The sequence below is a fragment of the Nocardia niigatensis NBRC 100131 genome (assembly GCF_000308655.1).
Lineage (GTDB): Bacteria > Actinomycetota > Actinomycetes > Mycobacteriales > Mycobacteriaceae > Nocardia > Nocardia niigatensis.
In genome coordinates this window covers 84,171-100,067 of sequence record NZ_BAGC01000041.1, presented here as the reverse complement: position 1 = coordinate 100,067, position 15,897 = coordinate 84,171, and the positions used below count along the sequence as shown (strand labels likewise).

General features: G+C 66.9%; 12 protein-coding genes and 1 pseudogene. 9 read left to right on the top strand and 4 right to left on the bottom strand.

The features are described from left to right. The first annotated feature begins 1 nt into the window (after nucleotide 1). The 5 genes and pseudogenes from ON33_RS15470 to ON33_RS15450 all read left to right on the top strand — a co-directional run. Nucleotides 2–748 (top strand): iron-sulfur cluster assembly protein, encoded by a 747-nt coding sequence (locus tag ON33_RS15470; RefSeq protein WP_040859487.1) that lies wholly within the window; start codon nucleotides 2–4, stop codon nucleotides 746–748. Next, entirely contained in the window at nucleotides 745–1,770 is a 1,026-nt protein-coding gene (locus ON33_RS15465) for an NAD(P)-dependent alcohol dehydrogenase (protein WP_040859485.1), read from the top strand. Before ON33_RS15470 ends, ON33_RS15465 begins: the two co-directional genes overlap by 4 nt. Before the next feature lie 39 nt (nucleotides 1,771–1,809). Further along, entirely contained in the window at nucleotides 1,810–3,459 is a 1,650-nt protein-coding gene (gene groL / locus ON33_RS15460) for a chaperonin GroEL (protein ID WP_040859483.1), read from the top strand. Nucleotides 3,460–3,544: 85 nt separating this feature from the next. After that, nucleotides 3,545–3,871 (top strand): putative quinol monooxygenase, encoded by a 327-nt coding sequence (locus ON33_RS15455; RefSeq protein WP_040859481.1) that lies wholly within the window; start codon nucleotides 3,545–3,547, stop codon nucleotides 3,869–3,871. A gap of 2 nt (nucleotides 3,872–3,873) precedes the next feature. Then, nucleotides 3,874–4,194 (top strand): annotated as a pseudogene (locus ON33_RS15450) (FAD-linked oxidase C-terminal domain-containing protein); the annotation flags it as partial. Between the two features lie 339 nt (nucleotides 4,195–4,533). Here ON33_RS15450 and ON33_RS15445 read toward each other — a convergent pair. Beyond that, nucleotides 4,534–6,294: a sigma-54-dependent Fis family transcriptional regulator gene (locus tag ON33_RS15445; protein ID WP_040859477.1), complete on the bottom strand. Its 1,761-nt coding sequence runs from the start codon at nucleotides 6,292–6,294 to the stop codon at nucleotides 4,534–4,536. 180 nt (nucleotides 6,295–6,474) lie between these two features. Between ON33_RS15445 and katG the strand changes: the two genes are divergently transcribed. Both katG and ON33_RS15435 read left to right on the top strand, forming a co-directional pair. Further along, complete coding sequence (gene katG / locus ON33_RS15440) at nucleotides 6,475–8,703, top strand: catalase/peroxidase HPI (RefSeq protein ID WP_051152257.1); 2,229 nt, start codon at nucleotides 6,475–6,477, stop codon at nucleotides 8,701–8,703. A gap of 80 nt (nucleotides 8,704–8,783) precedes the next feature. Then, on the top strand, nucleotides 8,784–8,963 hold the full coding sequence (locus ON33_RS15435; RefSeq protein ID WP_040859475.1) for a hypothetical protein: 180 nt from the start codon (nucleotides 8,784–8,786) through the stop codon (nucleotides 8,961–8,963). 145 nt (nucleotides 8,964–9,108) lie between these two features. On the opposite strand, the gene ON33_RS15430 is transcribed toward ON33_RS15435, so the two are convergent. Beyond that, complete coding sequence (locus ON33_RS15430) at nucleotides 9,109–9,822, bottom strand: VIT1/CCC1 transporter family protein (protein WP_218001436.1); 714 nt, start codon at nucleotides 9,820–9,822, stop codon at nucleotides 9,109–9,111. 206 nt (nucleotides 9,823–10,028) lie between these two features. Here ON33_RS15430 and ON33_RS15425 point away from each other — a divergent pair, with 206 nt between their 5' ends. Together ON33_RS15425 and ON33_RS15420 are read left to right on the top strand one after the other, a co-directional pair. Then, complete coding sequence (locus ON33_RS15425) at nucleotides 10,029–10,967, top strand: ABC transporter ATP-binding protein (protein WP_051152255.1); 939 nt, start codon at nucleotides 10,029–10,031, stop codon at nucleotides 10,965–10,967. Next, nucleotides 10,927–12,567 (top strand): efflux permease Rv1217c-related protein, encoded by a 1,641-nt coding sequence (locus ON33_RS15420; RefSeq protein ID WP_040859472.1) that lies wholly within the window; start codon nucleotides 10,927–10,929, stop codon nucleotides 12,565–12,567. Before ON33_RS15425 ends, ON33_RS15420 begins: the two co-directional genes overlap by 41 nt. 58 nt (nucleotides 12,568–12,625) lie before the next feature. On the opposite strand, the gene ON33_RS15415 is transcribed toward ON33_RS15420, so the two are convergent. Together ON33_RS15415 and ON33_RS15410 are read right to left on the bottom strand one after the other, a co-directional pair. Next, the gene (locus tag ON33_RS15415) at nucleotides 12,626–14,974 is read right to left on the bottom strand and encodes an FtsX-like permease family protein (protein ID WP_040859470.1); all 2,349 of its coding nucleotides are present in this window, start codon (nucleotides 14,972–14,974) and stop codon (nucleotides 12,626–12,628) included. Further along, the gene (locus ON33_RS15410; protein WP_083868987.1) at nucleotides 14,968–15,735 is read right to left on the bottom strand and encodes an ABC transporter ATP-binding protein; all 768 of its coding nucleotides are present in this window, start codon (nucleotides 15,733–15,735) and stop codon (nucleotides 14,968–14,970) included. The genes ON33_RS15415 and ON33_RS15410 overlap by 7 nt, the downstream gene beginning before the upstream one ends. Between the last annotated feature and the right edge of the window lie 162 nt (nucleotides 15,736–15,897).

Below are 15,897 nucleotides of genomic sequence, written 5' to 3'. Positions count from 1 at the left end.
CGTGAGCGCCATCGCCGCCTGCACGGAATCGGTTGTCCTGCAGGCTCTGTCGACGGTCGTGGATCCTGAGTTGGACGAGCCGATCACCGATCTGGGCTTCGTCCGGTCGATTACTCTCGCCGACGACGGGGTCATCGTTCATCTTCGGCTGCCCACCGCGTTCTGTTCACCGAATTTCGCCTATCTGATGGCATCCGACGCGCTCGACGCGCTGCGCGAGATCGACGGCATCGGTGTGGTGCGGGTGCTGCTCGACGATCACCACGACAGCGACAAGATCAACGCCGGGTTGGCGGCCGACGCCGGCTATCTCGCGACCTTCGGCTCGGAAGCGGAAGAGAGCCTGCTCGAACTCCGCAGGACGTTTCGCTCGAAGGCACATGCGGCGGCGATGGAACGGTGCCTCGAGGCGCACCTGAGGCACAACGAGCTGGGCGAGAACGAGATCCACAAAATCACTCTCGCCGATCTCGCGCCGGGCAAGGAGAAGGCGGCCCTGCTCCGCCGCCGCTACAACATCGGATTGAGCCTGTGTCCCGCCAGCCCGGTGCTGGTGGATGACAGCGGGAAACGCATCACGCCCGACGCGGTGCCCCGGCGCCTGAGATTCGCCAGGGCTGTGCGGATCTCGATGGAAGGCAACTCGCACTTCTGCCGCGGCCTGCTCGCCACCCGATACGGCGACGGCGAATCCGCCGACGCCGCAACCCGAATCATCGATCTCAGAACGACCAGGAGTCCGCGATGAAAGCCGTGCAGGTTGTCGGATATCACACCAAGCTGCAACTCACCGACATTCCCGAACCCACCATTGAGGGGCCACTCGATGTGATCGTGCGCATCGGCGGTGCCGGCGTTTGCCGCACCGACCTGCACATCCTCGAAGGGCAGTGGGAAGAGAAGACCGGCGTCGAACTGCCGTATACGATCGGCCACGAGAATGCCGGATGGGTACACGCCGTAGGCGATTCCGTCACCAATGTCGCGGTCGGCGACAAGGTGATCCTGCATCCGCTGATCACGTGCGGGCTCTGCCGGGCCTGCCGTTTCGGCGATGACGTGCACTGCGAGAACAGCAGGTTCCCCGGCATCGACGTCAACGGCGGCTACGCGGAATACCTGCGCACCACCGCGCGCAGTGTGGTCCGTATCGACGATTCGCTGGAACCGGCGGACGTCGCGGCGCTGGCAGACGCGGGCCTGACCGCCTATCACGCGGTGGCCAAGGTTGCCCGGGCGACCCGGCCCGGCGACTTCTGTGTCGTGATCGGCGCGGGCGGGCTCGGGCACATCGGCATTCAGGTGCTCAAGGCGATCTCCGGAGTCACCGTCGTTGTGCTGGACCGTAATCCGGCCGCGGTCGAACTGGCACGGCAGGTCGGCGCCGATCACGGCATCGTCGCCGACGGCACCCATATCCAACAGGTGCTGGACCTGACCGGTGGCCACGGCGCCGAAGCTGTTGTCGACTTCGTCGGCGAGGGCGGGGCGACCCGGGAAGGGATCGCGATGCTGCGCCGCGCCGGCAACTACTACGTCGTCGGCTACGGCGAAAACATCGACGTCCCAACGATCGACGTGATCTCCACCGAGATCAACTTCATCGGAAACCTCGTCGGCTCCTACAACGACCTGCACGAACTGATGACCCTCGCCGCCCAGGGCAAGGTCACCCTGCACACGACGAAATACGCGCTCGAGAACTTCCAGCAGGCACTCGACGATCTCGACGCCGGACGAGTCCGCGGCCGCGCGATTCTCGTCCCCTGACGCCTCATCTACCCACCGAAACGTAAGGAAGTACCAGTCATGGCCAAGGAGCTGCGCTACAGCAAGGACGCGCGATCGCGGCTCGAGCAGGGGGTCAACGCGCTCGCCGACGCGGTCAAGGTCACCCTCGGCCCGAAGGGGCGCAATGCGGTTCTCGAGAAGCTGACCGGGCCGCCGACGATCACCAACGACGGCGTGACCATCGCCCGCGAGATCCAATTGCGCGAACCCTTCGCGAATATGGGCGCGCAGCTGGTGAAGGAAGTCGCGATGAAGACCAACGGCGTGGTGGGTGACGGCACCACGACCGCCACCGTGCTGGCCCAGGCTATGGTCCGCGAGGGACTGCGCGCCGTCGACGCGGGCGCGAACCCCATGCGGGTGCGCCGCGGCATCGAGCAGGCGGTATCGGCGGTGGTCGAGGCGCTGCGGGAACAGGTGTCCGAGGTGGGCGGCGAAAGCGACCTGCGGCGGATCGCCACTCTCGCCGCCAGTGACGACGAGACGATCGGCCGAGCCATTGCCACCGCGGTCGACTATGTCGGCAAGTCCGGGGTCGTCACCACCGAGGAGAGCGAGACCCTCGGACTGTCGGTTGGCATCGTCGACGGCATTCAGTTCGACCACGGGTACATCTCCGGCTACATGGTCACCGATCCGGAACGGATGGAAGTGGTCCACGCCGATCCGCTGATTCTGCTGACCAACAAGAAGATCACCCAGGTGCAGGACATCATGCCGAGCATCGAGGTGGCCAAACGAGCCGACCGGCCGCTGGTGGTGCTGGCCGAGGACGTCGACGGTCCAGCCCTGCAACTGCTGGTCGGCGGCAATATGCACAAGACGATGCAGTCGGTGGTGGTCCGTGCCCCCGGCTTCGGGCACCGGAGGGTCGCCGAACTCGAGGACCTCGCCGTCGCGCTCGGCGGTCACGTCATCGCCAAGGACACTGGAATCGAACTGTCCGAGGTGACCCGCGAGCACCTGGGCTCCTGCGATCGCATCACCGTGACCGAGAACGAGACGACCATCGTCGGCGGTCGCGGTGAACCGCGCCTGCTCGACGCCCGGATCGCGCAGCTCGAGGCACAGCTCGAACGCGCCAAGATCGACGCCGACCGCGACGGCCTCGAGTTGCGCATCGCCCGGCTCACCGGGCGGGTCGCGGTGATAAGCGTCGGCGGCGCGACCAGCGTCGAGCTCAAGGAACGCATGCTTCGGGTCGAGGACGCACTCGCCGCGACCCGCGCCGCGGTGGAGGCCGGCGTCGTCGCGGGCGGCGGCACCGCCCTGGCCCAGGCTCATCGGGCCCTGGCCGAACTCGAGCTTCCCGGCGACGAAGCCATCGGCCGCGATGTAGTGCGTCGGGCGCTCGCCGAACCCCTGCGCTGGATCGCAATCAATGCCGGATTCGACGGCGACGAGGTGGTCCAGGTGGTCGCGGGCATGCCCCTCGGCCAGGGCTTCAACGCGCTCACCGGTACCTACGGCGATATGTTCGACTACGGCGTGATCGACCCGTTCAAGGTCACTCGCGCGGCCCTCGAAAGCGCCGCTTCCATAGCGGCACTACTCATCACGACCGAAACCGCGGTTGTGGAGGAGATCGTCGGCAACCCCGGCGCCATTCTCGCTCCCGGCTTCGGCGACCTCGCCGAGGGCATGGTCCGCCCCTCTAATATCTACTGACCACCTCCACACACGAAGCACCGTCTCATACCCGGCGCGCGGGAAGGCGGTGCTTCGTGTGACCCCTACGTAAAAGGAAGTCACAATGATCTTCATCGTGGTGAAATTCAAGGTCCGCGAGGAGTTCCAGAACGATTGGCTGGACATCACCGGTGAATTCACCAAAGCGACACGGTCGGAACCGGGCAATCTCTGGTTCGAATGGAGCCGCAGCACCGACCACCGCGCGGAATACGTTCTCGTGGAAGCCTTCCGGGACAATTCGGCCGGTGTCGAGCACGTGAAGTCCGAGCACTTCCGCCGCGGCTTGGAAGCCATGCGCCCGGCGCTGGCCGAGACGCCACGCATCATTCACACCGACCTGCCCGGCACCGAGTGGTCGCGGATGGCAGAGCTGGAGATTTCCGCGTAAAGCTCGATGCCATCGCACGGATCCCCGACCGGCATCGTCTCGTGATCGGCGTCTTCGGGCACGCCTGTGACGGCAATCTGCACCCCACCATCGTCTTCGACAGCTGTGACGCCGCGGCCGCGCAACGTGCCCGGTACTCGTTCGACGAGATGGTCTGCCGCTGCCTGGAATTGGGCGGATCCATCACCGGCGAGCACGGCGTCGGGGAGTACGAGCGCCGCTATCTCGAGCCCATGGTCGGGGCGGTGGAGCTGGAATTGATGAATGGAGTCAAAGCGGTATTCGACCCCGCTGGAATTCTGAATCCCGGTCGCGCGATATAACCCCTCCAGCAGCCTCGGAAACGAGGCGCTCGACGCCGAGATTTCCGGCCCGGGCTACGATGTGGTGCGGCGACAGGATGCGCTGAATTCAATTCGAGCACTACTTCCCGCATCTTCGCTCGACTTCCTGAATCGCTCATCTCTGAGGTCCACGCCCTTGTGAACCACTCCGGCGTCTTTGACGGAGCGGCGAGGGCGAAAGTGGCCCTCACCTCGGGTGTCGAAACGGAAGCCGAGACTGTAATCCGCCGACTGCGTGTGCTCTACCATTATTCTGCGGATACAGCGGCGGGTCGTCCGTCTCGAGATGAGAGTCGTTCCCGCGACGATGGCCCGTGTCTAAGAAATACCGAATTGTCTTATCTTGCGATACATCGTCGCCCGGGAAATACCGAGATCGGCTGCGGCTGCCTGCTTGTCGCCGTTGCGGTCTTGCAGACTGCGGACGATCGCGTCGCGTTCCAGCGCCTCCATAGGCGTAAGCGTGCGGCGCGCCAGCGAATGGCACTCGGGCGGTAGCTTGTCGGGCGTGATGACGCCGGAGCGTTGCCGGGTGAGGGTATCGGCGAGCACTCTGCGGAGCTGGGCGACGTTTCCGGGCCACGCCAGTTTCGTCAGCTGCCGGTGCGTCGCGGGGGACAGTTCGACGTCGGTGCCTTTACTCAGCTCTCGCAGCAGATAGGGGACCAGGTCATCGAGGTCCTCGATACGGTGCCGCAGCGCCGGAACCGGGACGGTGTGCATGAACAGGGGCAGCAATTGCGCCTCCGCCTGTGGCGACTGTTCCGCTGAGCTCATTGTGGCTGCGACCCATCCGCGTCCGGCGCACGCCTGTAGCAGAACGGACATCGGTTCGATGATGTCGTCGGGCAGCTGGTCGACATCAGCGAGAACGATGTCGAAATCGTCCTTGGCGACTTCGGTTTCGAGCAAGGCGAGCACGCCCTCGGGGGGCAATCGGCGACTGGCCCGCAGCATCCGCACCGTCCGGTCCGGCCGGACGAGATGGGCGACCATCTCGGCGAGCCTGGCGCGGCCGGACCCGGGTTCGCCGTCGAGCACGACCCAGTTGCGATCGGCGCAGCACCGCTCGACCTGCTGGCAGCTGCGCCGCCAGGAGTTGCTGGTGCCGGCCAGTCCGGGGACGGTCGGACGGCGCGGCACCAAACGTGTGCTGGTGTGGGTGCTGTCGGTCAGGGCGACGTGGGCGACGATGTCGATGCGGCCGCTGCGTAGCCGGATTCGTTCCGCGACGGTGATTTTCGCGAATTGTCCGCTGGGCAGCACGGCGCCGGTCGTCGTCGCCAGTACGTTCTGCAGATCGGCAGCGTGCTCGAAAATGGCGTGCTGATCGAGCGCGTCCAGCGATTGCCTCAGGTAGCGGTTCATCAGGACGATGTCGCCGCCGACTGCGAGCACACCGGCGGGGTAGCGGCGGCACTGTCGCAGATAGGTCTCCAGCAGTGCCGCCTCACCCTCGGTAGCCTGGGCGCGCAACCGGTCCTCGATCTGCGCACCGGCCGTTTTGGCCAGTGCCACCAGCATTGGATCGGATTGAACCACCCAGCAGGTCAGGTCCAGGATGCCCACCACGCGGCCGGACAGGGGGTCGCGAATGGGGGAGCCGGCGCAGGCGAGCTGACTGAGGGTGCCGAGATAGTGCTCGCCCCCTCGAATGAAGGTTGGCCGTCCGGTCTCGACGGCGGTGCCGATGCCATTGGTGCCGACGAACCTCTCCGCGTAGCTGTAACCGCAGGCCAGTTGAACCTCATCGAGCGCGTCGAGGATGACGCTGTCGGAGGCGACACGATGCAGGACCAGCCCGTCGGCGGAGGTGAGAATCACACTGACGGCCTGGCTGGCCAGATCGTCGCTCAGTCGGTGAATAACCGGTTCGGCCGCGGAGACCAGTGGCGAATCGAGGCCCGGATCCCGGACGAACGGAAGGTCGACCCGATCGGGGTGGATGCGAAGCTCGCGGGATCGCTGCCAGGAATCGCGGACGGTGCCGGAAACCAGCCGATCGTCTACCGCCCCGGAACTCAGGAATTCGTCTCGTGCCCGTCGGAGCAGAGTGCTGGTGTCGTCATTGCTCACCATCGGACTACCTCTTCTTCATTTGAGCGGAACCCACGCTACCCCGTTGTGGTGTGAGGCAGATCTCAATCTGAGACGTGAGCGGATGGGTCCACCCGTGACCATGTCGTGAGCCGGGTGTCCGGCAGATCGCGAGCAGTTCCGTGCTCGACACCAGAGTTATTCGCTCCGAAAGGAATCGCTGTGCCACAGGACCATCCGCCCATCGGCGACGTCAGTACCGCACCGACCGCGGGTTGCCCCGTGACATCCGTTCGCCTCAAATCCCCGACCGAGGGCGGGAGCAACCGGGACTGGTGGCCGAAACAGCTGAATCTGAAGATTCTGCAGAAGAATTCGCCCGTCTCCAACCCGATGGATGCCGACTACGACTACGCCGCGGAGTTCGAGACCCTGGACCTGGCCGCGGTCAAGGCCGACATCGTTGAGGTCATGCATACCTCGCAGCAGTGGTGGCCCGCCGACTTCGGCCACTACGGCCCGTTCTTCGTCCGGATGGCTTGGCACGCGGCGGGTACCTACCGCGTCACCGACGGCCGCGGTGGTGCCGGCGCGGGTATGCAGCGCTTCGCGCCCCTGAATTCGTGGCCGGACAATGCGAGCCTGGACAAGGCTCGCCGCTTGTTGTGGCCGGTCAAGGCCAAATACGGCAACAAGCTGTCGTGGGCCGACCTGATCGTCTACGCCGGCAATGTGGCACTCGAGGACATGGGCTTCGAGACCTTCGGTTTCGGTGGCGGTCGGGTCGACCGGTGGGAGCCGGACGAGGACGTGTACTGGGGCCCGGAACGTGAGTGGCTGGCCGACGGCCGTTACACCGGTGACCGGGATCTGGAGTCGCCCCTCGCTGCGGTTCAGATGGGTTTGATCTATGTCAATCCGGAAGGGCCCGAAGGCAATCCGGATCCACTGCTGGCAGCCGCCGATATTCGTGAGACGTTCCGCCGCATGGCCATGAACGATGTGGAGACCGCGGCGCTGATTGTGGGCGGGCACACCTTCGGCAAGACGCACGGCGCCGGCTCGGCCGAGCATGTGGGTCCAGAGCCCGAGGCCGCCCCGCTCGAGCAGCAGGGTCTGGGCTGGAAGAGCGAGTTCGGGACCGGCGTCGGCAAGGACGCCATCACCAGTGGTCTCGAAGGCGCCTGGACGCCCACGCCCACCCGATGGGACAACTCGTTCCTGGAGACGCTCTACGCCTACGAATGGGAACTGACCAAGTCTCCCGCCGGTGCGCACCAATGGATTCCGGCGGACGACGCGGGCGCGGGCACCGTGCCGGACGCCCATATCGGCGGAAAGTTTCACTCTCCGGTCATGCTGACCACCGACCTGGCACTGCGGGTCGACCCGATCTACGAGCGGATCACCCGTCATTGGCTCGACCACCCGGAAGAACTGACCGACGCGTTCGCCAAGGCCTGGTACAAGCTCACCCACCGTGACATGGGTCCCAAGATCCGCTACCGCGGGCCCGAGGTGCCCGAGGAGACCCTGCTGTGGCAGGACCCGATCCCGGAGCTCGAGCACGTGCTGGTCGGCGCGAATCAGCTCGCCGATCTGAAGGATCGCATCCTGGCATCGGAACTGACTGTGGCCCAACTGGTTTCGACCGCATGGGCAGCGGCGTCGTCGTTCCGCGGCAGTGATAGGCGCGGTGGCGCGAACGGCGGCCGCATCCGCCTGCAGCCGCAGGTGAGCTGGGCGGTCAACCAGCCCGACGAACTCGCGCTGGTGATCACTGTGCTGGAAGGCATTCAGCGGTCGTTCAATTCCGCGCAGTCCGGCAACGTCAAGATCTCGTTCGCGGATCTGGTGGTGCTGGCTGGTTCGGTGGCGGTGGAGCAGGCGGCACGCGCCGCCGGATTCAGTGTCGAGGTGCCGTTCAGCCCGGGCCGCACCGACGCCACCCAGGAGCAGACCGATGTGGAGTCGTTCGCCGCGCTCGAGCCCTCCGCCGACGGTTTCCGTAACTACCTGGGCAGGGGCAACCGTCTGCCGGCTGAATACCTGCTGATCGACAAGGCGAACCTACTTACTTTGAGCGTGCCGGAGCTGACTGTCCTGATCGGCGGCCTGCGCGCACTCGGTGTCAGCCGGCCAGGTTCCAGCCTGGGCGTCCTGACCACCGACCCCGGCACCCTGACGAACGACTTCTTCGTCAACCTGCTGGACATGGCGACCGAGTGGCAGCCTTCGCGCATCGAGGACGGCGTCTACGAGGGCATCGACCGAGCCACCGGCAAGACTCTATGGACCGGCAGCCGGGTCGATCTGGTCTTCGGCTCCAACTCCCAGTTGCGTGCGGTCGCCGAGGTCTACGCCCAGGACGACAACCAGAGGAAGTTCATCGAGGACTTCGTCAAGGCGTGGACCAAGGTCATGGACCTGGACCGGTTCGACCTCGTCTGACCGCTTCTCCCGCTCACTCGGCGCCCCGCGGATCGGTTCGATCTCCGGGGCGCCGGTTCTTCGAAAGTGACGATTCCGCGATGCCCCAACAGATTCCCGTCGGCGCCGTCGAACTGCTGATCTTCCTCGGCGCCTTCTGGCACACCAGCGGTGTGCGCACGACCCCAGTGATCTCCCGTCTGGCTCGGGCGGTGTCGCGATGGCGAGCGATTCTCACCCTTCGCCAGTCCACCGCGACCGTGACCACCGGCCCGACCTGAACTTGCCGGGCTCATCGAAAGTCGTTGTACCCGAGAAGATTTTTTCCTCCGGCCGTCCCGGTAGCAGCGGGATTCCGAAGCGGTAAAACGATTTTCGGGTGAGCCACCGACCGGTGGCCCGTACTCGCGGCCGAGGGCAGGTCGGTCAAATCCCGGCGACATGGGCGAGTTGGCCGACCAGCGCTGTGACCGCCATAGCGAGGCCGCCGCCGATGACGACTCTGAGCGCCGGGCGCAGGGTGCTCGTTCCGGCGACTCGTGCGCCGAGCACGCCCGCGATGGCCAGACCGAGCACGGTGACGATCACGATGAGCATCAGCCGGGTGGCGCTGGTCGGGGCGATCAAACCGAGTAATGGGAGCAATCCGCCGATGAAAAAGCTTGCGGCCGAAGCCATGGCGGCCTGCGACGGACGGGCCGCGGTGATTTCGGTGTGCCCGAGCTCGTCTCGCAGGTGAGCGGTGAGCGGATCGTTGTCGTGCAGTGCGGCGGCGACCTGCGCGGCCAGCTCGTCGGGCAGTCCGCGATCGCGGTAGATGCCGGCCAGTTCGGCCAGTTCGGCTTCGGGGTCGGTCTCCAGCTCGTGTTCTTCTTTGGCCCGGTCGCCGCGTTCGACGTCGACCTGTGAACTGACCGAAACGTATTCGCCCGCGGCCATGGCCATCGATCCGGCCGCCAGACCGGCCAGCCCCGCGGTGAGGACCGCGCCCGCCGCAGCGCCGCTGGCCGCGACACCGACCATGAGGCTCGCGGTCGACACCAGTCCGTCGTTGGCGCCGAGAACCGCGGCTCGCAGCCAGCCCGCGTGCTCGCCACGGTGCCGCTCCGAGTGCGGGTTCACCATCTCCAGGAAAGTCATGACGTACATCCTTCGGTTCGCCGGGATCGATTCGACCGTTGTCCGTCGATCGTTCCCAGCCGCGCGACCTCGCCCACAGGGCACAACGACTCCGATGAGATCGCCGGAGTCCCTCACCAGCCGCCGGGGGCCGATGGTGGCAAGGGACTCGCCGGTCGGGGCCGAAGTGCTCTGCCGGTCGGTGACTCTGCTGGTGACGATGAGGTATGACCTCCGATGACGATGCCCGCCCGGCCGCCGCAGCGGTGGTGGCCTGCGCGGGCCTGACGAAGGATTTCGGCGCGGGTCGTGGCGTTTTCGACCTGGACCTGACCGTCGAGCGCGGGGAGACATTCGGTTTCATCGGTCCCAATGGCGCCGGGAAGACGACCACGATTCGGCTGCTGATGGACCTCGCTCGCCCCGACCGGGGGCATGCGACGGTCTTCGGGCTCGATGCTCACGCCGACGGCGTGGAGATCAAGCGCAGGATCGGCTACCTGCCCGGCGAACTGGTCCAGTGGCCGCGGGTCACCGCGGGCTACGTGATCGGCACGCTCGCGGGCCTGCGCGGTGGCGTGGACGAAGACCATATCCACGCCCTCGCCGATCGGCTGCGCTTGGACCTCGGCCGCCGTTACGAGGAGCTGTCGCACGGCAACAAGCAGAAGGTCGGATTGATCCAGGCGTTCATGCATCGGCCCGAACTGCTGATCCTGGACGAGCCGACGCTGGGACTGGATCCCCTGATGCAGCGTGTCTTTCACGAACTGCTGCACGAAGCCGTGGCGGGTGGCGCGACCGTGCTGCTGTCGTCGCATGTGCTGTCGGAAGTCGAATCGGTTTGTGACCGTATCGGACTGATCCGCGATGGCCGGGTATGGAAGGTCGGCTCGCTGAACCAGCTGCGGGTCAAGCGGATACACCGGGTCGAGGCGATCGTGTCCGGGGCGCTGGATCCCGAGCGGCTGCGGGATATTCCGGGTGTCGGTGATCCGCGCGTCGCCGGTGACCGCCTCACCTGTTCGGTCCAGGGATCGATCGGGCCGCTGCTGAACGTCTTGACCGCGGCCGGTGTGGTCGAGCTGGACAGCCACGAGTTGTCGCTCGAGGAGGTGTTCCTGCATGAGTTCGAAACCACCCCCGAGCCTGCGGCTGGCCGCTGACACCGTCCGAGGTCACCGGCGCGGCATCCTCGGCTGGATACTGGGCAGCGCGGTCGCCATGACGGCCATCGGCGCCGGATTTCGCAGTGAGACAGAGCGTTTCGCGGGTGGTCCCAGGGGGATGGCCGACAGCATGCAGGCGGGAGTGCAGGCGATGCGGCTGCTGCGCTGGCCCGCGGATCGGCTCGACACCCTCGGCGGCTACCTGACCTATCACAATGTCACCCTGCTGGTGCTGTTCCTGACCCTCTACGCGGCGGTGCAGGGGGTCACCGCGGTCCGCGGAGCGGAGGCCGGGCACTCGGTCGCGCTGATACTGGCGACCGGACGGACACGAGCACAGCTGGTACGGGACCGCGCCCTGGGATTCGCGATGGTGCTGGCGCTGATCGGTTTCGGGATCGGTGCCGGGCTGGCGCTGGCGATGGCGGTCGGCGGTGAGCCGGACCCGGCAGGTTCGTTCGCGATCGCGCTGGCCGCGGCGGCCTGCGCTCTCGCGGGTTACGGTCTCGGCGCGGTGCTCGCACAGCTCGCCGCGACCCCGCGTTCGGCGAGTGCGGTAGCGGCGCTGGTCGTGGTGGCGCTGTACCTCTACACCAATGTGTGGGACCGGTTCGGGCCGTTGACGATCCTCCGGTTCCTCTCACCGTTCTATTACTTCGTGCGTTGTCGCGAGTTGGTTCCCGGCGCGAGCTTCGACGTGTTCTCGCTGGTCGGTCTGCTGGCGGCGGCAGCGGGGCTGATCGGTGTCGCGGCGTGGCTGTTCGGACGCCGTGATGTCGGCAGCGCACCGTGGGTGCGTCCGGCTCGTCACACCGAATCCATGGTGCGAGTCCAGCATCCGATGCTGAATCGGCTGTGGTCGGCGACCGTGCTGCGGGAGCGCACCAGCCTGGCGGTGTGGTCGGCGGCTGCGGCCGCCGCGCTCGGGTTGATGGCATGGCTGGAGCCCGAAGTGATCGATATGTGGGACAAATTCGACATCACCCGCCGGATGCTGCAGGTCGATCCGGGGTTCAGCGCCGGCAGCCAATACCTGGGCTTCGTCTCCGAGTTCACCGGCCCGATCGTGGCGGCGTATGTCGTCACCCAGGCCGCGGGGTGGGTCAGCGAGCGCGAACAGGGCCGCCTGGCAATGCTGTTGTCCACTCCGCTGTCACGCACCGCGCTGATCCGGCAGCGGTTGATCTCGGTGCTGGCCGGAACGAGCGTGATCGTTGTCGCCGCTCTCGGCGGATTGCTGATCGGCGCGACGGTCGTCGATGTCTCTCTCGACGCCGCAGGGACCGCGCGAGTCGCCGCCAGTGCGCTGCTGCTGGCCGCCGGACTGGGTGCGATCGCGGCCTGGCTCGTGGCCTGGATTCCACGCTATGCCGTTGCGGGACTGGCGATCACGCTCGGACTGTCCTATCTGCTCGCTCTGCTGGTACCGATGTTCGCCTGGCCCTCGTGGGTTACCCGGCTGTCGCTGTTCGGCGCGACCGGTCACCCGTACCTCCAGGTTCCGCCGCTCGGCGGGTTGCTGTTCCTGATGGTGCTGGCGGCGGCCGGTGTCGTTCTCGCGGGGGCGAGCGCGACCCGAGCCAGGGCCACCGCCTGATCGCCCGGCAGTTCGCCCTATGCCGAGCCGGGCTCGGTGCATGCCTCCGATGTGTCCGTCACAGTGAGCGCTCGCGGACGATACGCGCGATATCCAGACCGCGGACACGACGCAGCGCGGGTAGCTGGACGGCGACCGCGGCGGCGAAGATGGCGACGGCGACGAGCGCCGGCGTGAACGGCCGCATAGCGAGCTCGAGGTGGGCGCCTTGGTTTTCGTAGGTGGACAGCAGCCGGCGGGCGAGCAGGATCCCGCAGCCGACCCCGACGGGTATGCCGACCACCGCGAGGAGGAGGTTCTCGGCGGCGATCAGGCGGGTCAGCGTTCCCGATCCCATCCCGGCCGCGCGCAGCGCGCCCAACTCGCCGAGTCGTTCACCGATATTGGCCGACATCGCGTTGAACAGCAGCGCGGCGGCCATGACCGCGGCGAAGACCAACATGATCCCGACCAAGGTGTCGTACATGGCGAACGCCTGCCGCATCGCCGAGGCGAGCGTGCCCGTCGAAAGGTACGCGACCGCACCGGGTATCGCGGTGAGCCGATCGGAGACGGCCCGCTCGTCGGTGACCCCGGGGCGCAGCCGCACCAGCACACCCGTGTTCGGTGCCGCTCCGGTCGACTGCCGTAGATAGTCCGACGAGACGTAGACGACCGGGGACAGCGGCTCGTCGACGAATCCGGCCACCGGCGCCGAAATATGCTGGCCGGTGGAGGTCTCGGCGATATCGACGGTGTCGCCTACCGATACCCCGAGCGTCTCGCGCAGCCCGGAACCGAGCAGTAGGCCTGCGTCGGATAACCGATCCGACCCGGACTTCGCGATGAACCGGTGCATCTGCGTCGCGGGCGGCAAGCTGATCACGAGAGTGTCGTAGTGCCGCTCTCCGGCCGAGAGCACGACGTCGTAGCGGCCCACCGGCTCGGCCGCGGCGACGTCGGGGTCCTGCCTGACGCGGGCCAGCACGGCATCGGCGGCTCCGGGCGCGGTGGCGATCTCCGCGTCCTGCATCGTGATTCGACCGTATTGCCGGTCGATGAGAGTGGCGACAGTGTCGCGCAGTCCGGCGAACACCATCACCAGGCTGACCGATACAGCCACACCGGTCACGGTGAACAGGGCACGGCGACGATTGCGCAGCACGCCGCGCAGCATCATCCGCCAACGCGCGGGTGCGCGTTCCAGCAGCGGCACCAGGCGTTCGATGATGCTGAGCCCGCCGCGTCTGGCCGGGGGCGCGGTACGCATGGCCTCGGCGGGGCGCATCCGCGCCGCGGCATGCGCGGGCGCCCAGGCGGCGAGCGTGGCCGCGGCCAGAGCCGCGCCCGACGCGATGAGCAGGGTGAGCGGATGCAGGGCGCTCACGTGCAGCGGCAGACCGAGTGCTCCGGTATAGCGGGTGGTGATCCAGCCGCCGAGCAGATAGCCCACGGCCAGACCGGGGACGATACCCAGCAGCGCACAGGCCAGGCCGTATCCGAGATAGTGCCGACGTAGCCGGGCGGGGGAGAATCCGTTGGCGATCAAGGTTCCGATGACCGCGCGCTGCGCCGCCACCACTCGCGACAACAACACGTAGGTGCCCAGCACGGCCGCGGCCAGGAACAGCCAGGGCAGCAGGTTGGCGAAGGTCCCGAACGCCGTCACGTCATCCTGCAGGGCTCGATACGACGGCTGCTGATCGCGCGGAACAAGCTGCAGGCCATGTGCTGTCGCGACCTGCTCGGCGGCCTGCACGAGCTGCGCGGCCGCCGCGCGATCATTCGCGTACAACGCGACCTGTTCGACCGGGTCGGGCAGTTTCCCGACCAGGTCGCCGTCCGGGACGAACACCACGCCGAAGTGCTCGGGCGTGGTCATGATCTCCTGGATGGAACGAGCAGGCCAGAAGTACTCCGCGGACAGGGCCGACCCGGCGACCGGAATCGCTTGCCAGCCCGAAGCGGTGAGCAGTTCGATGCTCTCGCCCGGTCTCAGTCCATAGTGGTCGGCCAGATGCTGCTCGACCACCAGCCGACCCGCCGACGGCAGCGTCCCCGATCGCATCGCGAGCTGGGAAACACTGGGCTGCAACGACTCCGGGACACCGATCGCGCGGCCGAGGAAGGCTCGCCCGTGGATGCGGATACCGACCTCGCTCTGGTGCCGAACCTCGACCACGGGGTCGCCCGGTAGCCGGGCGAGCGTCGAACTCAGCTGGGCGGCGCCGGGACCGGAAATGGTCGCGTCGGGCAGCCGTTGCTCGCTGTAGGCGCGGGCGAAGGATCGATCGAGGTTGTGGTAGGCGTCCGACGCTGCCACGAATGCCGCCACACCGATCGCCAGGATCGCGGCGACAGCGAGGAACTGCCAGCGTTGCCGCCACAGATCCCGGCGTAGTTTGCGCGGCATGATCCGGCTCACCATTGCAGCTCCGATGCCTCGACCGGATGCGCGACCTTCTCCGAACGGCTGATCGCGCCCGAACGCAGCCAGACCACACGATCGGCCATACGGGCGATTTCGGAATTGTGGGTCACCAGCACGACCGTGTGATGACCCTCCCGCGCCAGCTCACGCAGCACACCCAGCACCTGCCGGCCCGTGGCGAGATCGAGACTGCCGGTGGGTTCGTCGCACAGCAGCAGCGGCGGCTCCTTCACGATCGCGCGCGCGATGGCGACCCGCTGCTGCTGCCCGCCCGACAACTGTCCCGGAAATCGATCGCAGACATCGCCGACACCGACGAGGTCGAGGGCGCGGCGGCTTCGGGCGGTGGCATCCGGGCCCGTCAACTCCGCCATGATCTCGACGTTCTCCAAGGCGGTCAGGGTCGGGACCAGATTGAAGAACTGGAACACGAACCCCACCCGATCCCGTCGAAACACGGTGCGCTGGTTTTCCTTCAGCGCGCTGATGGACACGCCCGCGACCTCGATGACGCCCGTGGAGGGTTCCTCGATCGCGCCGACCAGGTTGAGCAATGTGGTCTTCCCCGATCCCGAGGGACCCAGCAGAACCAGAAACTCACCCGGCCGCACCTCCAGATCCACATCTCGCAGCGCGACCACCTGCCCGGCTCCGGAACCGTAGGTCTTCCCGACCCCGGCCATCCGCAACGCCGGGGCCCCGGACGACGCGGCGGCCTCGGCGGCGAGCAGGGGATCGACATCGGCACGTCGGTTCATCACTCCAGGGTCAGTGCCCGGCGGCGGCCGCCGAAAGGGCCCCTCGTCACCAACGGCGGTGTCGTTGGGTATGAACGCCGATACCGGAACGCAACCTGGTCGCGCCGGCGGCCGGCGCTCGCTCAGGAGCGATTGCGCGAGCGGGCGTCCGGCCAGCGACCA